This window comes from Variovorax sp. UC122_21, from assembly GCF_044056785.1.
GTDB lineage: Bacteria > Pseudomonadota > Gammaproteobacteria > Burkholderiales > Burkholderiaceae_C > Variovorax.
Genome location: NZ_CP172003.1, coordinates 1,354,770 through 1,374,124, shown reverse-complemented (window position 1 = coordinate 1,374,124; position 19,355 = coordinate 1,354,770). Strand labels below are relative to the sequence as shown.

Annotated in this window: 17 protein-coding genes and 4 pseudogenes; 16 read left to right on the top strand and 5 right to left on the bottom strand. The window is 62.2% G+C overall.

The genetic code is table 11. The features are described from left to right. The first annotated feature begins 80 nt into the window (after positions 1 to 80). A complete protein-coding gene (locus tag ACHMXE_RS07005; protein WP_395345082.1) occupies positions 81 to 1,148 on the top strand; it encodes an IS30 family transposase in 1,068 nt (355 codons plus the stop codon). Between the two features lie 1,543 nt (positions 1,149 to 2,691). Here ACHMXE_RS07005 and ACHMXE_RS07000 read toward each other — a convergent pair. Then, a pseudogene (locus ACHMXE_RS07000) lies at positions 2,692 to 3,826 on the bottom strand (IS3 family transposase). Positions 3,827 to 3,865: 39 nt separating this feature from the next. Then, positions 3,866 to 5,044, bottom strand: a pseudogene (locus ACHMXE_RS06995) (IS3 family transposase). Positions 5,045 to 5,086: 42 nt separating this feature from the next. Here ACHMXE_RS06995 and ACHMXE_RS06990 point away from each other — a divergent pair. Then, positions 5,087 to 5,702 (top strand): annotated as a pseudogene (locus ACHMXE_RS06990) (IS5 family transposase); the annotation flags it as partial. 590 nt (positions 5,703 to 6,292) lie between these two features. On the opposite strand, the gene ACHMXE_RS06985 reads toward ACHMXE_RS06990, so the two are convergent. Next, positions 6,293 to 8,440 (bottom strand): glycogen debranching N-terminal domain-containing protein, encoded by a 2,148-nt coding sequence (locus ACHMXE_RS06985; RefSeq protein WP_395345079.1) that lies wholly within the window; start codon positions 8,438 to 8,440, stop codon positions 6,293 to 6,295. Positions 8,441 to 8,443: 3 nt separating this feature from the next. Further along, positions 8,444 to 9,532 (bottom strand): glycosyltransferase family 4 protein, encoded by a 1,089-nt coding sequence (locus ACHMXE_RS06980; protein ID WP_395347454.1) that lies wholly within the window; start codon positions 9,530 to 9,532, stop codon positions 8,444 to 8,446. 52 nt (positions 9,533 to 9,584) lie between these two features. Here ACHMXE_RS06980 and ACHMXE_RS06975 point away from each other — a divergent pair, with 52 nt between their 5' ends. The 5 genes from ACHMXE_RS06975 (at position 9,585) to ACHMXE_RS06955 (ending at position 14,249) form a co-directional block, all read left to right on the top strand. Continuing rightward, positions 9,585 to 10,388: a diguanylate cyclase gene (locus tag ACHMXE_RS06975; RefSeq protein WP_395345077.1), complete on the top strand. Its 804-nt coding sequence runs from the start codon at positions 9,585 to 9,587 to the stop codon at positions 10,386 to 10,388. Between the two features lie 168 nt (positions 10,389 to 10,556). Then, the gene (locus ACHMXE_RS06970) at positions 10,557 to 10,877 is read left to right on the top strand and encodes a co-chaperone GroES (protein ID WP_395345075.1); all 321 of its coding nucleotides are present in this window, start codon (positions 10,557 to 10,559) and stop codon (positions 10,875 to 10,877) included. Positions 10,878 to 10,937: 60 nt separating this feature from the next. Continuing rightward, positions 10,938 to 12,560, top strand: coding sequence for a chaperonin GroEL (gene groL, locus ACHMXE_RS06965; protein WP_395345073.1), 1,623 nt, complete (start codon positions 10,938 to 10,940; stop codon positions 12,558 to 12,560). A gap of 583 nt (positions 12,561 to 13,143) precedes the next feature. Further along, positions 13,144 to 13,569, top strand: a complete 426-nt coding sequence (locus ACHMXE_RS06960) for an SDR family NAD(P)-dependent oxidoreductase (protein ID WP_395345071.1) — start codon at positions 13,144 to 13,146, stop codon at positions 13,567 to 13,569. 479 nt (positions 13,570 to 14,048) lie between these two features. Beyond that, entirely contained in the window at positions 14,049 to 14,249 is a 201-nt protein-coding gene (locus ACHMXE_RS06955) for a YqaE/Pmp3 family membrane protein (RefSeq protein ID WP_395345069.1), read from the top strand. Between the two features lie 391 nt (positions 14,250 to 14,640). On the opposite strand, the gene ACHMXE_RS06950 is transcribed toward ACHMXE_RS06955, so the two are convergent. Then, positions 14,641 to 15,162 (bottom strand): helix-turn-helix domain-containing protein, encoded by a 522-nt coding sequence (locus ACHMXE_RS06950; RefSeq protein WP_395347452.1) that lies wholly within the window; start codon positions 15,160 to 15,162, stop codon positions 14,641 to 14,643. Between the two features lie 240 nt (positions 15,163 to 15,402). Here ACHMXE_RS06950 and ACHMXE_RS06945 point away from each other — a divergent pair, with 240 nt between their 5' ends. From ACHMXE_RS06945 to ACHMXE_RS06905, 9 genes and pseudogenes are all read left to right on the top strand, one after another. Further along, on the top strand, positions 15,403 to 15,639 hold the full coding sequence (locus ACHMXE_RS06945) for a multiprotein-bridging factor 1 family protein (protein ID WP_395345067.1): 237 nt from the start codon (positions 15,403 to 15,405) through the stop codon (positions 15,637 to 15,639). Positions 15,640 to 15,720: 81 nt separating this feature from the next. Beyond that, positions 15,721 to 16,137: pseudogene (locus ACHMXE_RS06940) on the top strand (transposase); the annotation flags it as partial. A 109-nt stretch (positions 16,138 to 16,246) separates the two neighbouring features. Then, positions 16,247 to 16,528: a hypothetical protein gene (locus ACHMXE_RS06935; RefSeq protein ID WP_395345065.1), complete on the top strand. Its 282-nt coding sequence runs from the start codon at positions 16,247 to 16,249 to the stop codon at positions 16,526 to 16,528. Positions 16,529 to 16,550: 22 nt separating this feature from the next. After that, the gene (locus tag ACHMXE_RS06930) at positions 16,551 to 16,760 is read left to right on the top strand and encodes a hypothetical protein (RefSeq protein WP_395345063.1); all 210 of its coding nucleotides are present in this window, start codon (positions 16,551 to 16,553) and stop codon (positions 16,758 to 16,760) included. A gap of 26 nt (positions 16,761 to 16,786) precedes the next feature. Next, positions 16,787 to 17,023 (top strand): hypothetical protein, encoded by a 237-nt coding sequence (locus ACHMXE_RS06925; protein WP_395345061.1) that lies wholly within the window; start codon positions 16,787 to 16,789, stop codon positions 17,021 to 17,023. Then, the gene (locus ACHMXE_RS06920) at positions 17,020 to 17,319 is read left to right on the top strand and encodes a hypothetical protein (protein ID WP_395345059.1); all 300 of its coding nucleotides are present in this window, start codon (positions 17,020 to 17,022) and stop codon (positions 17,317 to 17,319) included. The genes ACHMXE_RS06925 and ACHMXE_RS06920 overlap by 4 nt, the downstream gene beginning before the upstream one ends. Before the next feature lie 219 nt (positions 17,320 to 17,538). Next, positions 17,539 to 17,778 (top strand): hypothetical protein, encoded by a 240-nt coding sequence (locus ACHMXE_RS06915; protein ID WP_395345057.1) that lies wholly within the window; start codon positions 17,539 to 17,541, stop codon positions 17,776 to 17,778. A 19-nt stretch (positions 17,779 to 17,797) separates the two neighbouring features. Continuing rightward, positions 17,798 to 18,001, top strand: a complete 204-nt coding sequence (locus tag ACHMXE_RS06910; protein WP_395345055.1) for a BrnA antitoxin family protein — start codon at positions 17,798 to 17,800, stop codon at positions 17,999 to 18,001. A gap of 33 nt (positions 18,002 to 18,034) precedes the next feature. Next, the gene (locus ACHMXE_RS06905; RefSeq protein ID WP_395345053.1) at positions 18,035 to 18,394 is read left to right on the top strand and encodes an Arc family DNA-binding protein; all 360 of its coding nucleotides are present in this window, start codon (positions 18,035 to 18,037) and stop codon (positions 18,392 to 18,394) included. Positions 18,395 to 19,355 lie beyond the last annotated feature (961 nt).

The window sequence follows — 19,355 nt, the reverse complement described above, 5'->3', positions numbered from 1 at the left end:
TGGCTGACGGGAGAGGGAAGTTATCCACGGCGGTCTCAAATATCAAGTGCAACACTCTTCAGCCCTCAGGAGAGTGATGTATGTCGAGCGGTTACAAGCAGTTGAGAGCAGAAGAGCGAGGGGTGATCATGGCTATGAGCCTGCAAGGCAGTAGTGCCAGATCGATTGGGCGGATGCTGAACCGAGCACCAAGCACTATCACCCGAGAGTTGCGACGCAACGGCCACCATGCAGAGGGTGAAGTGGTGTGGGGACGTCCGCGTCTTGCGCCTGGTTACGACGCGGTGTCTGCTGGCAAGCGTGCGCTGCGGATGAGGCGGCGTGCCCGCCGAGTGCGCAAGCTTCGCCCGCACACGGCGTTGTGGTCACGCACGATGGAACTGCTGGGAAGGCGCTGGTCGCCCCAACAGATCGCCACTATCCTCAAGCGCGAACAGCCCGCACGCGCCGATATGCAAGCCTCGCACGAAACGATCTACACCGCCATTTACGCTCGCCCCAAGGGGGAGCTGCGCAAAGAGTTGACGTCATTGCTGCGCCAAGCCCGTGGTGCGCGCCGGCCTCACGGCCGCAATGCGGAGCAACGCGGCAAGTTGGCGGACATGCTCAGCATCCACGTACGTCCGCCCGAAGTGAACGACCGACTGGTACCAGGACATTGGGAAGGCGACCTGATCAAAGGGGCACGCAATCAGTCGTGCGTGGGCACCTTGGTGTGTCGCAGAACCTGTTTCGTGATGATCGTGAAGGTCGATGGTGCGACGGCGCTGGATGTCTTCAGAGGCTTCGAGGCCGCATTTGGCCCGCTGGACGAAGCGCTTCGCAAGAGCCTGACGTATGACCAAGGCAAGGAGATGGCGCTGCACAAGCGGCTGGCCGAGAGCACGGGGTTGACGATCTACTTCGCTGATCCTCACAGTCCCTGGCAACGAGGGCGAAACGAGAACATCAATGGGCTGATCAGGCAGCACCTGCCTAAAGGCACCGATCTGAGCGTCTACAGCCAACGCCAGCTCGATGCGATCGCCTGGGAGCTCAACACCCGCCCGCGCAACACGCTCGATTGGAAGACGCCTGCGGAGGCCTTCCTCCAGGACTGCCTCGACCACAATGCGCAGTTTCCGGAGGGTGTTGCACTTGGAGTTTGAGACCGCCCACGCTTTGGCTCACCAGCGTCCGAGGGGCGAAGTTCACTCAAAGCCTGCCGCCCTGTATCGGTGATCCGAAACCCCACTACCGGGCGCGTGCTCATGCGCTCATTCGCCGGGAGGTGGGCTTTGATCATCGCCGCTGCCTGGAGCACGACCGCGCTCCGCACGTCTCTCTATCCCGACGAGCGGCAGCGCGGCGCGCTCAATTCGACTACCCAAATCCGTCGGCATGCTGTTCCTCCAAGTTGCACACACAAGCTGCGATGTGACTTGGAAGTCTCGAAACAGACTGTAGGACTAGGTACTAACAATGTGGAGACGAAGATCATGTTTCTCCACCAGCCTCGGTCGACTACTGCCCCGTGAGGGCAGCGGAGCGGGCAGCGTTCATCCGCACCTTCGCAGACGTCGGACCACCCGGTCAACTTCGCCCGACAAGCTCGCTAGGGCCTGTAAGAGCGGCTCTTCGTCAACTTGCGGTCCAACCTGTTAGCTCGATCACAACTTCCCACGGAAAACGGTGACCTTTGTCACGGTTGCCTCGGAATAATGAGTGCAACTTTCGAACTAGTGGTAGACATGTCCGTTTTTCAATCGTGCAGCTGTACTCCCAACCACCTCTACCGTGTCGAACGTCGTCCCTGGATGCGTCTGCTCCCTTGGCGGCGACTGTACCAATGCGCAAACTGCAAAAAGCTGCAGCTCCGATCCGAGGATGAGGTCACTCGTGCCCAGGTTGAGTTCGCGTCACGGTCGCTCCAGAATAACTCCTCTCGTCAAGCGAAACCCGGGTGAGAGGTGGTGGCGACCCCACATGGGCGAGTCATGGGCTCGCAGGCGGAGGAGGCCGGCCACGTAGTGGCGGCTCCTCCATGCGCTCGACTGCCGATCGACAGACACTGGCGGGCAAGCGACGCCCGCCAGCGCGCCCTTGGCGCTTAGGTTCTGGCGACCAGTGCGATCCCTGACAAGCTTTTGAACACCAGCGTGTCTAACCGCGCGCGCCGCGGCTTGTTGACGACCGCTGGCCTAGTGCATCCAGGTGGCACGGCCGGCTTACTGGGTAGCCGCGGGGGCCAACGATGCTTCGTGAAAATCCGCGGCATGCGTTTCTGCCACAGGTGTGGCCAAGCTTCCGGGTAGTCGAACCTAGCCAGTTCTTCCCGCCCCTTTTGCGTGACCGCCAGTACCTGGGCAGCCAGACCGTCACCCGAAAGCGTGAGCAGATTGGAGGGCGAAGGGATCAGCGCCACGACTAGTCCGGCCGCCCTGAGGATCCGTACTTGATCGATGTCTACGGTTCGATAGGACGGGACCGGCAGACGGGAACTCGCGCTCTGCCGCAGCAAGTTCATGGTCATAGAAGCCTCCTTTTCGGCTGTCCAGAACTTTGACGGTGATCAATCCAGGAGCGGCTGCGGAAACTTTCAAGACCCACCTGCACAGCGCGTCTCAATCGAGCGCTGACCTAAAAAAGAGCCCCGGCGCGCGGCCGCGCTGAGGTTTCGACTGCTCCCGATCCGGTAGACAAACCCCTGCCTCAAGCCGAGGCGCGTTCGAACGCCCCGGGGCTGATGCCGCCCAGATGGCTGTGGCGGCGGGTTCGGTTGTAGAACGCCTCGATGTAATCGAAGACATCGGCGCGCGCTTGATCCCGGGTCTTGTAGATGCGCTTCTGGATGCGCTCCTTTTCAGGCTGCTGAAGAAGGACTCGGCGACGGCATTGTCCCAGCAGTTGCCCCGTCGGCTCATGCTCGGCTCGAGGTTGTGGGCTGCGCAGAAGCGCTTGAAGTCGTCGCTTCCATATTGGCTGCCCTGGTCGCTATGCACCAGGACCCGTTGCTGCGGTTTGCGGCGCCACACAGCCATCAGCAATGCGTCCAGTGCCAGCTCCCTGCCCAGCGTCGGCTTCATGGACCATCCCACGACCTTTCGGGCGTAGAGGTCCAGCACCACCGCCAGATACAGCCAGCCTTGCCAGGTCCGGATGTAGGTGATGTCGGTGACCCACACCTTGTTGGGCACATCGACCGTGAACTCGCGCTGCAGATGGTTGGGCGCGATGATGGACGGGCGACCGGCAATGGCACGGGGCTTTTTGTAGCCTCGTATGGCTTTGATTTTGTGGCTCTGCATGAGCCGCTCCACACGATGCAGGCCACAGCTCTCGCCGGCTTCGCGGAGGTCGCCAAAGACGCGACGAGCACCATAGACACCATGGCTGGCGGCGTATGAGTGGCGGATGAGTTCCAGCAGCCGCGTATCGTCCTTGGCCCGGTCAGACACGGGGCATTGCAACCACGCATAAAAACCAGCCCGTGCCACCTGCAGAACCCGGCACATCATGGCCAGCGGGTATTCATGACGGTGCTCGTTCATGAAGCGGTACTTCACTCGGGCTCCCTGGCAAAGTACCGCGCGGCTTTTTTTAACAGGTCACGCTCCTCTTCGACTCGACGCATTTGCGCGCGTAGCCGAAGGATCTCGCTCTTGGCTTCCAGCAGTTCCTTGGACTGTTGTTCGGGTTTATCCGGCGCAACCGCCTTGACCCACTTGTACAGGCTATGGGCCGACACACCCAAGCGCGCTGCGACATCTGGCACTGAGTACCCGCGCTCGATGACCTGCTTGACCGCCTCTTCCTTGAATTCCGGCGTAAACCTCTGGGTGCTCATGGCACTCCCTCCTATGCTCAAAGGATAGGCGGGGTTTGTCTACCGGACCAGGGGCAGTCCATTTTGAGCTTTCTCGAACTGTATAGGGCTGACATAGCCGAGCGTCGAGTGACGGCGCGTCGGGTTGTAGAACCGCTCGATGTAGTCGAACACATCGGCGCGGGCCTGTTCCCTGGACCCGTACACCTTTCTGGCTGTGCGCTCGGTCTTCAATGAACTGAAGAAGCTCTCCATGGCCGAGTTGTCCTAGCCCTCACCCGCTCGGCTCATGCTGCAAGTGATACCTTGTTCCTTGAGCAGCTCATGGAAGTGCTCGCTGGTGCATTGGCTTCCCTGGTCAGAGTGATGCAGCAACGCGACCGGCTTGCCCCGGCGCCACACTGCCATCATCAGCGCATCGGCAACGGGCTGCGTGGTCATGCTGTCCTGCATCGACCAGTCGACGATGCGACGCGAGTACAGGTCGAGTACCGCAGCGGCATATAGCCAGCCCTCGGCCGTCCGGATGTACGTGAAGTCGGCCACCCACTTCTGGTTGGGCGCACCAGCCTGGACTGGCGGTCCAACACGTTGTCGGCGATAGCGCTGCGCTGGCCTCGGTCCTGCGGCAAGCCTCGACGTCGCGGCCTCGCGCGCAGGGCCTGCTCACGCATGAGCCGCTCAATGCGGTGCAATCCGCATCGCTGACCCAGTGCCAGCACGTCATGCCACACGCGCCGAGACCATAGGTGCGGTCGCTGCTCAGGAAGCTCTGACGCACCAGGCTGCCGAGCACCTCGTCTTCCAGACTGCGTTGGCCTCGGGGCCTGCTGAGCCACGCATAGAAGCCGCTTCGCGAGACACCGATCGCCTCACACATCATTGCCAACGGCCACGTCCCTCGGTGTTTCGCAACGAAGCCGAACTTCACATCGACTCCTTGGCGAAGTAGGCCACCGCTTTTTTCGACAGGTCACGCTCCATGCGCAGCTTGACGTTCTCCTTCCTCAAATGCTCCAGCTCAGCCTGTTCGGGTTTCATCGCGCCCTGACCAGGAAACGCCTGCTGCGGGTCCGCTGTCGCCTCACGTACCCATTTGCGCAGCACGTTCTCATGCACATCGAGGTCGGGTGCAGCCTGCGCCACCGACTCGCCTCGCTCCTTCACCAGCTTGACTGCCTCAAGCTTGAACTCTCGGCTGATTGCCTTCTCATTCCCATGAGCCACCTCCGGTTTCATCTTCCACCTTAACAAGGTGTCTTTGAAACGGCAGCAGCCTAGTTCGAGGAAATCAATGCGCACCTCGCCGAGCAAGGGTGCTGATGCGCGCCCGCACGATCGTGGCCGCGACCATCTTCACTGCGCCCAGCTCGACGAAGAATGAGGGCAAGACGCGCGACCCGGAGATGCAGCAGGCCAAGAAGGCCAAACGCCTGGCAGTTTGGCATGAAGAGCGATATCGGCGTGGACGCCGACTCGGGGCTGGTGCGTTCGGTGATCGGCACGGCTGCCAACGCGGCCGACGCTAGCCAGGCCGGCGCGCTGCTGCGCGACGACGAGCAGCATGCTCTCGGCGATGCGGGCTACCGCGGCGAGGACGGGCGCGAAGAAGCCCGAGGCCCGCGCTGGCATGTGGCGATGCAGCCGGGCAAGCGGCGAAGGTTGGACCTCACGCGCAAGTGGCACGGATGCCGGAGCAGGCCGAGCAGTTGAAGGCCAGCGGGCGTGCGAAGGCCGAGCCTCCGTTCCATGTCGTGAAGAACTTGTTCCGGCACAGAAGGTGCGATACAAGGGTCTGGCAAAGAACGAGGCGCATCTCATCAGCCTGTTCGGGCTGACCAACCCGGTCATCGCAAAGAGACGATTGCTGGCCTTGCATACCCGAGGTGTGTCTTGAAAGCGACAACAGCCTCGAAAGAGGCTCCAGACGTTGCGGCAAGGGCCCTTGCGGTGCTTTGGAGCGCGTCGAAGTCGCCGCAGCGTTGCAGGCCGTTCTCAGCGTGCACGATGCGGCTCATAGATCAATGTGTACCTAGAAGCGGTCGGTGTCCGGGAGACATCTCTTCGGAACCCAGATCTCGGTTCCGATCGGAACCTCCGCACTTGATGCGCTTGGAAGGACGCAGGTCCACCGAGGCTCCAAAGGCGCTGGAGAGAAAAAGGCACGTTCGATTCTGAGCGTTGCGATCGAGACTTCCCCGTTGGGCAAACGCAGCTCGACCTGAGGCGCCTCCGGCCCTGCGTACTCGTCGATTCTCGGACAAGGAACGACAACCAACCCGCGCCAGAAATCTGAAAAGAATCTTTAATCGTCAAGAGTTTGCGCATCGCTGGCACCCCGATTTAAGGTATCCATGGCTTCCTTGCGCCGATCATAGCGGGCCCACCCGTCGACCACTCGTCTCGATCGTCCAGCGCTGCGGTACGTTCAGATCCCAGCGCATCACGGGCGCCCTTGAGCTGCGCTCGTGAGCGCCGGTACTTGTCTTAGATTCGCAGGTTTATTTCAAGTTTCGAAGCCTCTGAGCGGTTCTCCGCATTGACAACGACACCCTCTTTTCCAATGCGCTCGAAGTGCAGGTCTATACAGCTCTTGCCGACTTTCAGCTCCAGCAGGTGCAACTGATCGATGTCGGTCGGAAGGCGTGGATGAACGATTTCCAACGTGTTGCGGATTGCGTCCACTCTCAAACCGAGGCAAGCTTGCAGCAACATGAAGACCGCGCCCGCAGCCCAGGCCTGCGGCAAACAGGCAACCGGATAAGCCACGGGCGCTTGCCCCGGTTGCCTCTCGAACCCGCAGAACAACTCAGGCAGCCGCATTCCGAAATGCGAGGCCGCTTCGAACAGGTTGTCCACAATGCGAGCCACACCCACGCGCTCGCCGTAGCGCGCCATGCCCGCCGCGCATAGAGCCAGGTCGTGTGGCCACACCGAGCCGTTGTGATACGACATCGGATTGAAGCGCACGGCTTCCAGCGGCAGGGTTCGAATGCCCCAACCGCACTCGAACGCCGGCGACAGCAAGCCTCGCGTGATTGCAGCAGCCCGATCGGGCGTCGGCACGCCGGCAAACAGCAGGTGCCCAACGTTCGACGATCGCACTGCGCATGGCCGATTGCCACTGTCGATCGCCAGCGCGTAGAACTGCTGAGTCGGCAGCCAGAATTCGCGCTCGATGGCCGACGCGATCTGGACCGATCGTTGACGCCAATGGCTGGCGCGCGGATCTGCGCGCAGTTCCGCCAGGGTAGCCATCGCGAGGAAAGCGGCATAGGCGTAGCCCTGCACCTCCACCAGAGCGATGGGGCCTTCTGGCGAGCTGCCATCCGCATGGAAGATCGAATCATGGCTGTCCTTCCAGCCTTGATTCGACAAGCCGCTGCTTTCGCCGCGCTGGTAGGCGAGCAATCCTGCGGGGTGCCGCGCCATGCTGCGCTCCATCCATTCGCTGGCCGCTATCAACGCAGGCCATATCCCATCAATGGCTTGTGCGTCGCCGGTGCGCTGCATGTAAGCACCCGCCAATGCAACAAAGAGCGGGGTGGTATCGACGCCGCCGTAGTATCGGCCGAAAGGCAGCTCTTCGACCGCCGCCATTTCGCCCCTGCGCGTCTCGTGCATTATTTTTCCTGGCTCAGCGTCGCGAAAACTGGAGGTCTGTTGTGCCTGACGCGCGGCAAGAAACCTTAGTACTCCTAGCGCCAGTGCAGGATCGATCCATAGTGTCTGAAAGGCTGTGACGATGGCGTCGCGCCCAAACGGCGTGGAGAACCATGGGATGCCTGCATAGGGATAGGGCCCCGTCGCCATGTCGGTCGTGAGCAGAGCGAGGTCTGCACGCGACCTGTCGAGCCAACTCTGGAAAAGACGCCCGGACGCGTGCAGGCGTGATCCACGGCGCTGGCGCGCACGCATCCGCCAGCGAGCCTGCACCCCGGCCTTCCGGAAACGGTCGGCGCTCACCAGCGCCGGTTCGGTACCCACTTCGATATACAGCGTCCACGCGCCGCGCGCAGACAGGTTGGCCTCGAACATCGCAGACTGTGCGTCCAGATGCTGCGCCGGTTCTGAGAAATCGATGCACGCGCGGCGCAGCACCGCGTCCAGGCCGCGGTACTCAAGCATGATGCCCCGGGCGCCGATCTCAGGCGGGCCGAATTCGCCGCGCTGTGCACGCACCTGCCCGCGCACCTCGAACATGTCCCGGAAATCTGCCGCAATGCGCAAGGCCAGCGGCACGCGCGCGGGCTGGTCGCTGTAGTTGACGAGGCGCAGGCGCTCGAACATCCTCGCTCCCCACAGAAAGCGCTTGCGCTCCAAGTGGATCACACCTTGCGGCGTCGAGGTGGACCCGAGCACGGGCAGCGGCCGATTGGTGAGGTTGGCGGTGAAGTAAACGTTGTCGCTGCTCACGCCACTGGACAGCAGCGACGGGCGAGTTCCGTCCAGCCTTAGCGCGAAAGCCGATAGCATCCGGGTGTCGTGATGGAACAGGCCGTCGACGCCGCCACCTATATCGCCATGGGCGTCCATCACGAGGTAAGTGTCAGCTTCCTTCAGGACAAAGGCATGCTGCACCGCGCGCTCGGGCGCGGCCTCGACCTGATCGTTGGCGAATGTCTCACTGCTCATGGATCATGCGAACTCGCTGCAAAGCGCGGTCTCTTGCGCGATGGCGCCGCCGCTGCTGTGTTTCTGGTCCGTGAGGCGGCGGTACTGCGCCACATAGGCGCTGGCCATCGCGCGGGCCGAGAAGCGAACGTCGAAGGCTTCGCGCACGAGGCGCCGGTCGAGCCGGTCGACCGCATGCACCGCGGCCACGGCCTGGTCCAGGTCCTCCACAATGAGGCCGCTGGTGCCGTCATCGATGACCTCGGGCACCGACCCGCAGCGCCAGCCGATCACCGGGGTGCCGCAGGCCATGGCCTCGATCATCACCAGCCCGAAGGGTTCAGGCCAGTCGATGGGGAACAGCAGCGCGCGGGCGCCGCCGAGAAACGCCGACTTCTCGGCATCGCCAATCTCGCCCACGAACTCGACCCAGGGGTTGTCGCGCAGCAGCGGCTGGATGACTTGCTCGAAATAGGTCGCATCGGCCGCATCCACCTTGGCCGCAATCTTCAACGGCAGCCCTGCCCTGCGGGCAATCTCGATGGCGCGGTCGGGCCGCTTTTCCGGCGAGATGCGGCCAAGGAACGCCAGGTAGTCACCGCTTCGGGGCTCGAAGCGGTAGGTCGACGCATCAAGTCCGTGGGGCACGGTGGCCAGCCAGTTGGCGAACGGCAGCGGCTTGCGCTGGTGTCGCGAGATTGATACCAGCGGATAGCGGTTCCAGCGACGATAGACCACCGGCAGGTCGACGATGTCGAGGCGCCCGTGCAACGTAGTGATCGTGCGCTGTGCCATGTCCTCGAAGAAGGGAAAGTGCAGCAGGTCGACATGGAAGTGCAACACATCGAACTCGCGTGCGCGCTGCCGCAGTTCGCCCAGCATGTGCAGATGGCTTGCGAGATCCGACTTCAGCGGGGCCGGATCGAGGCGCAGTGCCTGCGCACGCATCGGCGCGAGTTCGGCGCGTGTGCAAGTGTCGGCGGAAGCAAAGAGGGTGACCTCGTGGCCGAGGTCCACCAAGGCGTTGACCAGGTGGCAGACGACACGTTCGGTCCCGCCATAGAGCCGCGGAGGCACGGCTTCGTAGAGAGGCGCGATCTGCGCGATCTTCATCGTCAAGACAATCTCCTCGAAAGGGAATGAATAAACAAGGATGAGGGCGAAGATGGAAGGCACGCTTCCGGAGCGGAATATGGCCGCAGGAGCCGCACTTTTCAAGAGCCCCGTGTTGTGGAAACCTCGGCGCTGCCGGACATTCAAAAGCGGTCCGGTTGTTGGATTCGTTGTTGTTTTTGTGGAGGTACGGATGAACCTTTTCGAAACCGTCACAGCGCATTCGGCTGCAATGCGCCTGCCGCTTTATGCGGTGACGGTCACGAGCGTCGCGCGGCACCCTGACGCAGCCTTGCTGTCGCTGCACTGGCATGGCTTCCTGCGGCAAACGCCGCTGAAGATGCCAGGTGTGGAACTGCCGCGGCGGCCGGTGCCCCTGTCGATCGCCAGGCTCGATATATCCGGCGAGCGCCCCGACACGCTTGAGCAGGCGCTGCTCGAAGCCGCCTGGCAACTCGGCGCATGGGACCTGGAGCGCATAGTACGGCCGCCCTGGTGGCGGCTGGGCGCGCCGGCAACCGAAGTCAGCGAGGCCCTGCGTGCCTTCGGCTATGCCGACGAGGAGGATGCCGCAGCGGGCAACGGTGGCGCGGGCGAGCACGCGGTGGCGCAGGCGTCCGACCGCGACCAGATGCTGCGCGAGGCCAGCCGCCGCGGCTATGTGCGCTGGCTGTTCAGACCGCGTAAGGGCGGCATCTGGTCCGCCATTCCGGAAGACGCCGACGACACGCTCGACAGCTCGGGCGGGCGCACGCTGCCGTGCCCTGTGGTCCCCGGCCTCGCAAGCGGCCCGGGGCCGCAGCGAATCGTGTACCGCCTCGGGCACGCGAACGGACCGGTCCTGGGGTCCGGCTGAAAACAATAGTCACAAAAAAACCGCGGCCGCGACCTCTTGAACACGCGCGCCGAAGCCCATAGCTCTCGCACGCCGGCGCCTGCACGCCGGCGAGAGAAGCGGAATCATCGCGCCGCCCCCGGGTGGCGTGTGTTCCATTGATGACCTTTATCGCTTAGGAGATCGAACATGAAACTTCATCCTCTTTACGACCGAGTGATCGTCAAACGAATCGAGCAGCAGCGGCAGACAGCCTCCGGCATCGTGATCCCGGATTCGGCCGCCGAGAAGCCCGAGCAAGGCGAAGTGGTCGGCGTGGGCCAGGGGAGGCTGCTTGCTGACGGCACGCTTCGTCCGTTGCATCTGAAGGCCGGCGATCGAGTGCTTTTTGGCAAGTACTCAGGCCAGACCGTCAAGATCGACGACGAGGAACTGCTGGTGCTGCGGGAGGACGATGTCCTTGCCGTCGTTGAGGCGCCGGAACGCAGCAGCCTCAAACGCGTGGCCTGAAAAAGCCGCGAGTGCGAGTCTATTTCATGAACAGTTGAGTCAAGAAGGAGCAATCGAAAAATGACTGCCAAAGACGTTCAGTTTCACGACAATGCCCGCCAGCGCATCGTCGCGGGCGTGAACATCCTTGCCGACGCCGTGAAAGTCACGTTGGGGCCGAAGGGCCGCAACGTGCTGCTCGAGCGCAGCTACGGCGCGCCGGTCATCACGAAAGACGGGGTGTCGGTCGCCAAGGAAATCGAGCTTGCCGACAAGTTCGAGAACATGGGCGCGCAGATCGTCAAGCAGGTCGCCTCCAAGACCGCCGACGTGGCGGGCGACGGCACCACTACTGCTACGGTGCTAGCGCAAGCCATCGTCCAGGAGGGCATGAAGCACGTGGCCTCGGGCATGAACCCGATGGACCTGAAGCGCGGCATCGACAAGGCCACGGCCGCAGTGCTCGACGAGCTGCACAACCTCTCCAAGCCCATCTCTACCGGCAAGGAAATCGCGCAAGTGGCAGCACTGTCCGCCAATTCGGACGAAGCCATCGGCAAGATCATTGCCGACGCGATGGAGAAGGTCGGCAAGGAAGGCGTGATCACCGTGGAAGACGGCAAGTCGCTCGACAACGAACTCGACGTGGTCGAGGGCATGCAGTTCGACCGCGGATACCTGAGCCCTTACTTCATCAACGATCCCGAGAAGCAGGTCGCGCACCTCGAAGATCCGTTCGTGCTGCTGCACGACAAGAAAATCTCCAACATCCGCGAGCTGTTGCCGGTGCTCGAAGCCGCCGCCAAGGCTAGCAAGCCGCTGATGATCATCGCCGAGGAGGTTGAGGGAGAGGCGCTCGCGACGCTGGTGGTCAACTCGATGCGCGGCGTGCTGAAGGTGGCGGCCGTGAAGGCGCCAGGTTTTGGCGATCGCCGCAAGGCAATGCTCGAGGATATCGCGGTGCTCACCGGTGCCACGGTGATATCCGAGGAAACCGGCAAGCAACTCGACAAAGCTACGCTAGAAGACCTCGGTCGTGCCAAGCGCATCGAGGTGCAAAAGGAGAACACCATCATCATCGACGGCGGCGGCGATCAGCAGCGCATCGATGCGCGCGTGAAGTCGATTCAGGCCCAGATCGAGCAGGCCACGAGCGACTACGACCGCGAGAAACTGCAGGAGCGTGTTGCCAAGCTCGCGGGCGGCGTGGCGGTAATTCGCGTGGGCGCGGCCACCGAGGTCGAGATGAAGGAGAAGAAAGACCGCGTCGACGACGCGCTGCACGCCACGCGAGCGGCGGTGGCCGAGGGGATCGTGCCTGGGGGCGGCGTCGCGCTGCTGCGCGCGCGTGCCGCGATCTCCGGGCTCAAGGGCGCCAACAGCGACCAGGACGCCGGTATCCGCATCGCGCTGCGCGCGCTTGAAGCACCGCTGCGTGCCATCGTCGCGAATGCAGGTGTGGAACCCTCGGTGGTGGTGGCCAAGGTGCTCGAAGGCAAGGGAAATCACGGGTACGACGCCGCGACCGGCGAATACGGCGACTTGGTTGAACTCGGCGTGGTCGATCCGACCAAAGTCACGCGAACAGCGCTGCAGAACGCGGCGTCGATCGCTGGGTTGATTCTCACGACCGACGCAACGGTCGCGGAAATGCCCAAGCCGCAAAAGGCGTCCGCTGCGCCTCCCGGTGGCATGGACCTCTAAGTCCGTTCAGGGTAAGCCACGGCGCAGCGAATTCGATGCGCCGTGTGCCGCCGACGTCTGGGAAGAAGCACGACGATTGGTAACCAACAAGAGCATGTTCTTTCGCGCAGGCTCGCCAGCGTCGCAGGCGCGTGCGGCTGCGCAGCGCCGATCCGACGGCCACTTTCTGCCTATCAAGGGCCGAGAAGCTCTTGACGCAAGAGAACGCCACGGGCAACTCATAAGTCCCGAGATTGCATCGCCGGATAGCGGAACAATGCGGACGCGATCGCCGAATCGGCGCGCGAGATCGCCCAGCATCGCTTGGTGCGCCACGAGGTATCAACGCATCCGGCTCCCATGGCCGGTGCGACGGCAACACCTGCGCCGCCGACAGTGCCAGTGGCTGCTTCAAAGCCGTGACAGCCCCGATCGTCTGCGACCATGGCGACGACGGCAGTGTGAAGCGCGTCTTCGAGCGTGTGCACGATGAGCAAAACGCAGCGATCGGCATCCTGGTGAACAACGTGTTTGCGGCCCCGTCTCATATGCCAACGTCCCCTTCTGCGAACTCGAAGACGGCCTTTGGGAAGACCTGCTGCGCGTGGGACAGCGCTCGCACTACATTGCCAGCCGCAAGGGACTGATCGTCAATACCTCTTCGGGCGGCGCTGTGCGCTACACGTTCGGCGTGCCTTTTGGTGTCCAGAAGGCCGGCGTCGACAAGATGGCCAAGGACATGGCTCACGACCTCAAGCCCTTCAACGTCGCCGCGGTCGTGATCTGGCCCGGCTTTGTCAATAGCGAGAAGTTCCTCGCTCAGGCGGATCGGGTCCCAGCACCACTGGCCAAGCGGATCATGGAAAGCGTCAAGTCGTCCGAGTTCGCGAGGCGGGCAGTGGTCGGCCTGGCGGCCGATCCAGCGATCATGGAAAAGAGCGGTCGACTGCAATTGGTTGCAGAACTGGCGCAGGAGTACGGGTTCACGGACACCGACGGCAGGATGCCCTCCGCGCCCTCGCGGGTCTGATCATCGGGGGAGGCGTGATGGACGGCTCGGGCTGGGCCAAACCGCAGAACGCCTTCGAGAGCCAGTCAGGCCAGATTTTAGGGCAGGCTTGGCTGTCTATCAGCTGATCGCTGGATCGCGCAGAGCTGAGGTGGACGGCGGCGGAAATCGGCACGAGGCTCGCTCGTCCGAGAGGCTCAAGCGGGTGGGTTCCATCGGATCGACGATCAGCCGGTCATGGGAGCGTGAGCGATGCGCAGTCAAGCCACGCTGGCGTCGCGATTTTGGTGTGATGCTATGGCCCGCCTCATGCGGCTTTCAGCGCGCGACTGCCTGGAACCTGTGGGCCGCATTCAAGCCGTGCTAAGGCCCTCTCGCGATCTACGCCGGAGATGCCGACCACTGGCACCCCGGTGGGTGGATAGATCGTGAGGAGAAGCTATGGTCGGCCGGCCAGTCCTTTGGCAGGATCATGTCTAGACCAACCACGGAGAAACATCTTGCGTCTCATCCTGGCCATCCTTCTTCCCTTCGTCGCCTTCTTCACGATCGGCCGTCCGATCGCCGGCATCATCTGTTTGATCTTGCAGATCACCCTAATCGGCTGGCTTCCGGCTGCGATCTGGGCGGTGTATGCGCTGAGTCAGTACAAAACGGATCGCAAGATTGAGAAGGCTCTGAGCACGCGCCGGAACTTCTGAGAAGCGACTGCTAGGCGCGCCTCAAAGCGAGGCCGCTCTTGCCCACCAGACGCCTGAGCTACAACAACCCGACTTCGCGCGCTGGTCTACAGGCGGCGGACTTTTTGTTTTGCGCTTCGCATGACTTCAGTAACGCTGTCGCCGGCTCGGGACCTACAGTTCGGCATGCCGAACTGTCACAAGCGATGCGAAGACTGGATAAGGACCACGCCCACAGGCTTGAAAGAGTTCCGCTGCGCCTGCACTAGCGATCGTCAGCGAGCAAAGAGCCGCGGGCAGGCGGTTGTCGAGCGGAGTGCAGGAGCTCTTGACCACGGACGCCTCAGAAGCCGCAGCGATTTTCTGACGAGACGTACCTTGAGCGTCGGACTGCGCGACCAATGACTTAATTTCAGTCGCGCAGAGCTAGCAGCACAGACAGGTATGACACCGGGCCGCTGTCGACTGCTTCGATACCATGCGGCGAAGTTGCGTCGAACAGCAGGGAGTCTCCAGCTCCCACCGACACCGTTTTATTGCCACAACGATACGCAATCCGACCAGAGAGGAAAAACAGGAACTTCACACCTGGATGCTGAAGCGTAATGCAGGGCTCGGCATCGGGTAAGAGAGTGACAAGGTAGGGCTCGGCGAACAGATTACCCGACAAGAGGTGACCAAGCAGCTCATACCTATAGTTTGAATCGGCACCAATCCGTTCAACCGCAAGGCCGCGCCCAGCTGGCACGTGGCAGAAGTCCATGCGGCGACCTTGGTCACTCAGCAAGCGTGACACCGGCACGCGCAAGCCCTCGGCAATCCGATCTAAGGTCTCTACCGAAGGCGAAACCAAACCACGTTCCACGCGCGAGAGCAACGAAGCTGAGATTCCCGCCAGCTTCGCCAGACTGCTCGCGGGCGTGCCTGATGCCATGCGCAGCGTCTTCACGTGGGCCCCTATACGCGATGCGGACAGGCTGCGCTCAGCGGGTACGGACTCTCGCTTGGTGACGCTCGTCACCGAAGCAGGAAGCCGCACGGCTCGTTCGCTAGGAAAAGGAGAGTTCATCGCCCGGCTTTTCATGTTACGTATTCGTCTTGGAAAACTTCATTGCATCAAGCCGTCAGTCTAGTCTGTTTACGACTATTCCGAAAAGGACTTAACGATTGATGAATGTCGGTTTCTCTCTACGATGCCAAATATGAAAAGCTTCGAGTTCTCATGCGCGCCTTGCGCGTAGATGCTGGCCTTACGCAAGAGCAATTGGCAGCTTCTTTGCGCACTGGACAGTCATATATTTCGAAGATTGAGCGTGGCGAAAATTTTGTGGATGTATTGTTGTTTTCGCGCTGGTGCTCCGTCTGCGGAGTTAAGCCCGGGGATACTTTGGACAGATTTCTCGCCAGCTGAGCTGCAGATTCACCTAGGGAAGGTCTGAACAAGAGCACGTTTCTTGCATGAGGGACTGAACCCTGCAAAGGAGCACGAGCGATGAGCCAGATCAGTTTTGCGGATGCGGAGCATGCGGGCAAGAGGAAGAAGACAAGGCGCGAAGTCTTCCTTGCCGAAATGGAACTGGTGGTGCCATGGAAAGCGCTGCTCAAAGTCATCGTGCCCACTTTCCAGTGGCAGGCCGAGGCCGTCGGCCCTACCCGTTGCAAGCCATGCTGCGCGTGCACCTGATGCAGAACTGGTTCGCCCCTGAGCGACCCGGCGATGGAAGAAGCGCTATATGAGATCGCCTCGCTGCGCACGCTCGCCGGACTCGGCCTGGAGGCGATCCCCGATGAGACGACCATCCTGAGCTTCTGCCACCGGCTGGAAGCCAGCGATCTGGCCGAAGACATCTTCAAGCAGGTCAACGCCCACCTGGCCAGAAGCCCTCTACCCGGTCCTCAAGGCACGATCTCCCCACGAAGTCGCGCGGGAGCACTACGAGCAGCCCGAAGCCTGAGCTGCCTCACACGCCGGCACCGCAGACTTGGCTAGCCTTCGAAGAAGATGTGCCGTTCTAACCATGAAAGACGTCGAATACTTCACCTTCATGCTGCCGCCGGACATCTGGCGGAGAAAGTCGCGGCCGTCGGATCGAAAGATGACCTTGGAAGAAGGCCCGCGGTACTACCCTGGCGCTACGCCCATGCTCGAAACCCGCGAGGTGCGCCGCCTACCCGAGACTGCGGAAGAGATGGAGCGCAACCAGCTAAGGCACAAGGGCAGGACAAAGACACCTGAAGAAGGGAAGTTGCAAGCATGGCTCGTCTCCCGCATCGGCATGAAGAGCGAAAAGCTCGGATAGTGCGACCCTCGAGAATCGAACCATGCAAGCTGAATTCTTTTCCTCCGAGACCACCATCCTCCGCACGCCGATCTGGTACAGCACCGAAGCCCACGACGAAACCGAGCTGCCGCTGGCGCCCGGCGACTACAAGGTGACGCCCGGCCCGCGCTGGACTGTGACTTCGCTCAAGGACGCCGCCATCGTCTACGAAGGCATCGGCCCGGTGGAGATCCGCCGCAGCGCGAGGTGAGCGGCATGGCGTCCCTGTACCTCTCGATGACCGAGAAACTCGTGGCGCACTGGAGGGCTAAGAGCAACACCTACCCGAAGAAATTCATCCTCACGCCGGCACAGCACAAGGAGTACGAGCGGCTGCGCGTCATCGGCAGCTTTCCGCCGACCGACAGCATGGTGCACATGGGTGTGCCAATCGAGCTTGCCGAGGGCACGCCCGGCGTAATGGTGGCAGCCGACGGCGACGAGGTTTCGCTACTCGGCACCTCCGACACATGAAGACTGATGAGCTCGCCGGCGTAGCCCTCAATGCTTGGATCGCCGAAGCCCTGGGCGAGATAGCCGGCACCGACTACGTCAACGAGTGGCCGGCCTTCGAGCGCTTGCTCGAACGCGAGGCCATCCACGTCGCACCCATGCCTGGAAGGAACTGGCAGTGGTGCGCGATCGTGGTCGGAAAGCCTGGTGGGCGGCTGCCCGAGGGCCGAGGCCCCTGGCTTGAGGGCGTGACGCCGCGGGCTGCCGTTGGCCGCGCCGTCGTGGCCGCTCGCTACGGAGCGGAAGTGCCCGATTGACGTGCGCGCCGCGCTTCGTCCGCGCCAACCCTAGAACGAGCCGCCTGCTCCTGGCGCTCTACGATCGGGGGCAGCCCCGCCTCGAGAGTGGGTCAACTGCCGAACATCAGCGCTCGTCGCGCGCGTCCCGGATACCGCCCGCGGACTTGAGCGCCTGGCGATCTCGCCCTTGGCCTCCTTTACTGTTGTCAGCCGCGGCGGCAGTAACATGCCTTGTACATGCCCAAGGCCACGCGCACCGCCAAGCAACTGCAACAGATGCTGATTCAACGAATCGAGGCTCAGCCTGGCCTTCGCGGCCGGCAAACCGACGTCTACCGCGACGGAGTGATCGGCGTCCCGTCGGAGGATGGCGGCCCAAACTGGACGGTTCGAGTTATCACCGACCGCGGCAACCATCGCGGCGATATCGCGCAAATCATCCGCAGGCTGCAGGGGCAGTACGACCTTAAAGACTGACACGCAACAGAAAGACGATATGACGGAAGACGATCAGAGCCCTACCCTGCGCCTCGATCCCGACGTGCTGGCCGCGCTGGAGGCCACCGGTCCGGGCTGGCAGGCGCTCGCGAACACCGCCCTCCGCAAGGCCTTCATCGAGAGGGTTGCTAACGACCCAGGGAGCGGGCTGGACTTGTTCGAGATCCCGGCCTGGGTGCGACCGAAGCCGGCCGACAAGTAGCCCGCGCGGCGCGCTCACAGAAGATTTCGGCCAATGAGCGAAAGACGCCCCGTCCGGACGGGCGACAGGCATGACCTCAAGTTGCCGGACGGCATGCGTGAGCGGTTCAAGCGTTCCGCGACCCTGTCTGGGCGAACCCTCAACGCCGAACTGATACATCGCCTTCAGGCTACGCTTGACGGCACTTACGGTCTTCCCCTCCCCCCCGAGATCCTCGAGATGCTTAAAGCCGCAGCCCGGGAGACCGGCCGCTCCCTTGAAGACGAGGGCTACGTTCGCCTGTTAGACAGCCTAAACGGTTGGTCCGAAGTGCAGACGCTGAGACGCGACCTTGACGAAGCGCATGCGGCCCTAGCGCGCTTGAACGCCCTGAACCGTGAGAACAGGCGATAGAGCTTCTACGCGCAGCCGGGGCTAGACGTAGAGGGGCCTCGCGGACGGACGAGGCCTGTTATGGCAGATAGGTCACAACTTGATAAAATTGATCTTCGTCATGTTTGTCGCGAAACAATTGATGTAACGTTCGCGCTACTGCCGCGGAAATGACCATTTTTCAGACTTAAATTACACCATAGACTATCTCGGTCGTGTCGAGGGGCGTGGGTGGATGCGCTTGTTTCCTGATCGTCGGCTGTACCAATGCGTGAACTGCCAGAAGCTCCAACTTCTGCCTGAGGAGGCAGTCAACAAGGCGAAGGCAGAATATGCCGCACGCAGATCCGTGCTGTGCCGACGCGCGCGCCCACGGCCCACCTAATCCCTGTCTACGGCGCAGCCGGCTCGCTCGCGGCGATGCCCGCCGTGTATGCGGCGTCAGCGAAGCGCCCAACTCGACAAGAGCCGCTTCACTCCCACTGAACAGGTCGACGAGCAAATCGAAGGCGGCTGTGGCTGGGTCCGTCAGACGCCGGCGCTTGATGGAGGCTCGCCGCCGTGCCCCAACCGCCGGGATAGACCTTCACGGTAGAGCAACCCCGCCGAACTCGCGCGCGGATCCTGAGCGGGAGGGGGCCCTGCAGGACAGAGCTCGACATCGCCCAACTCGGTTCGGCAATCCCCTCCTCCTGACGGAAGGTCGAAATCACTCGGCCGAACCATCTCGATCTGTCCCATCTGTGTCTCATCGACACGCCTGAGCCACTCCTCGGGCGTTGGCTGACGCAACCGCTCCTCAGCGGATAAACGCTGGACCCTTGCGATCTTCGCTTGCGGGGTGGGCATGCACATTGTTTTACCGCCCTGAGACGACAGCTTTTGTAGTCAAAATTTGACAAAGCGCGATGTTGGCTCTGCGCATGGCTCAGCGCCGACGTCCTCAATGGGCTCCTGTAAGCCGGTGGATTCCCTCAGGCGC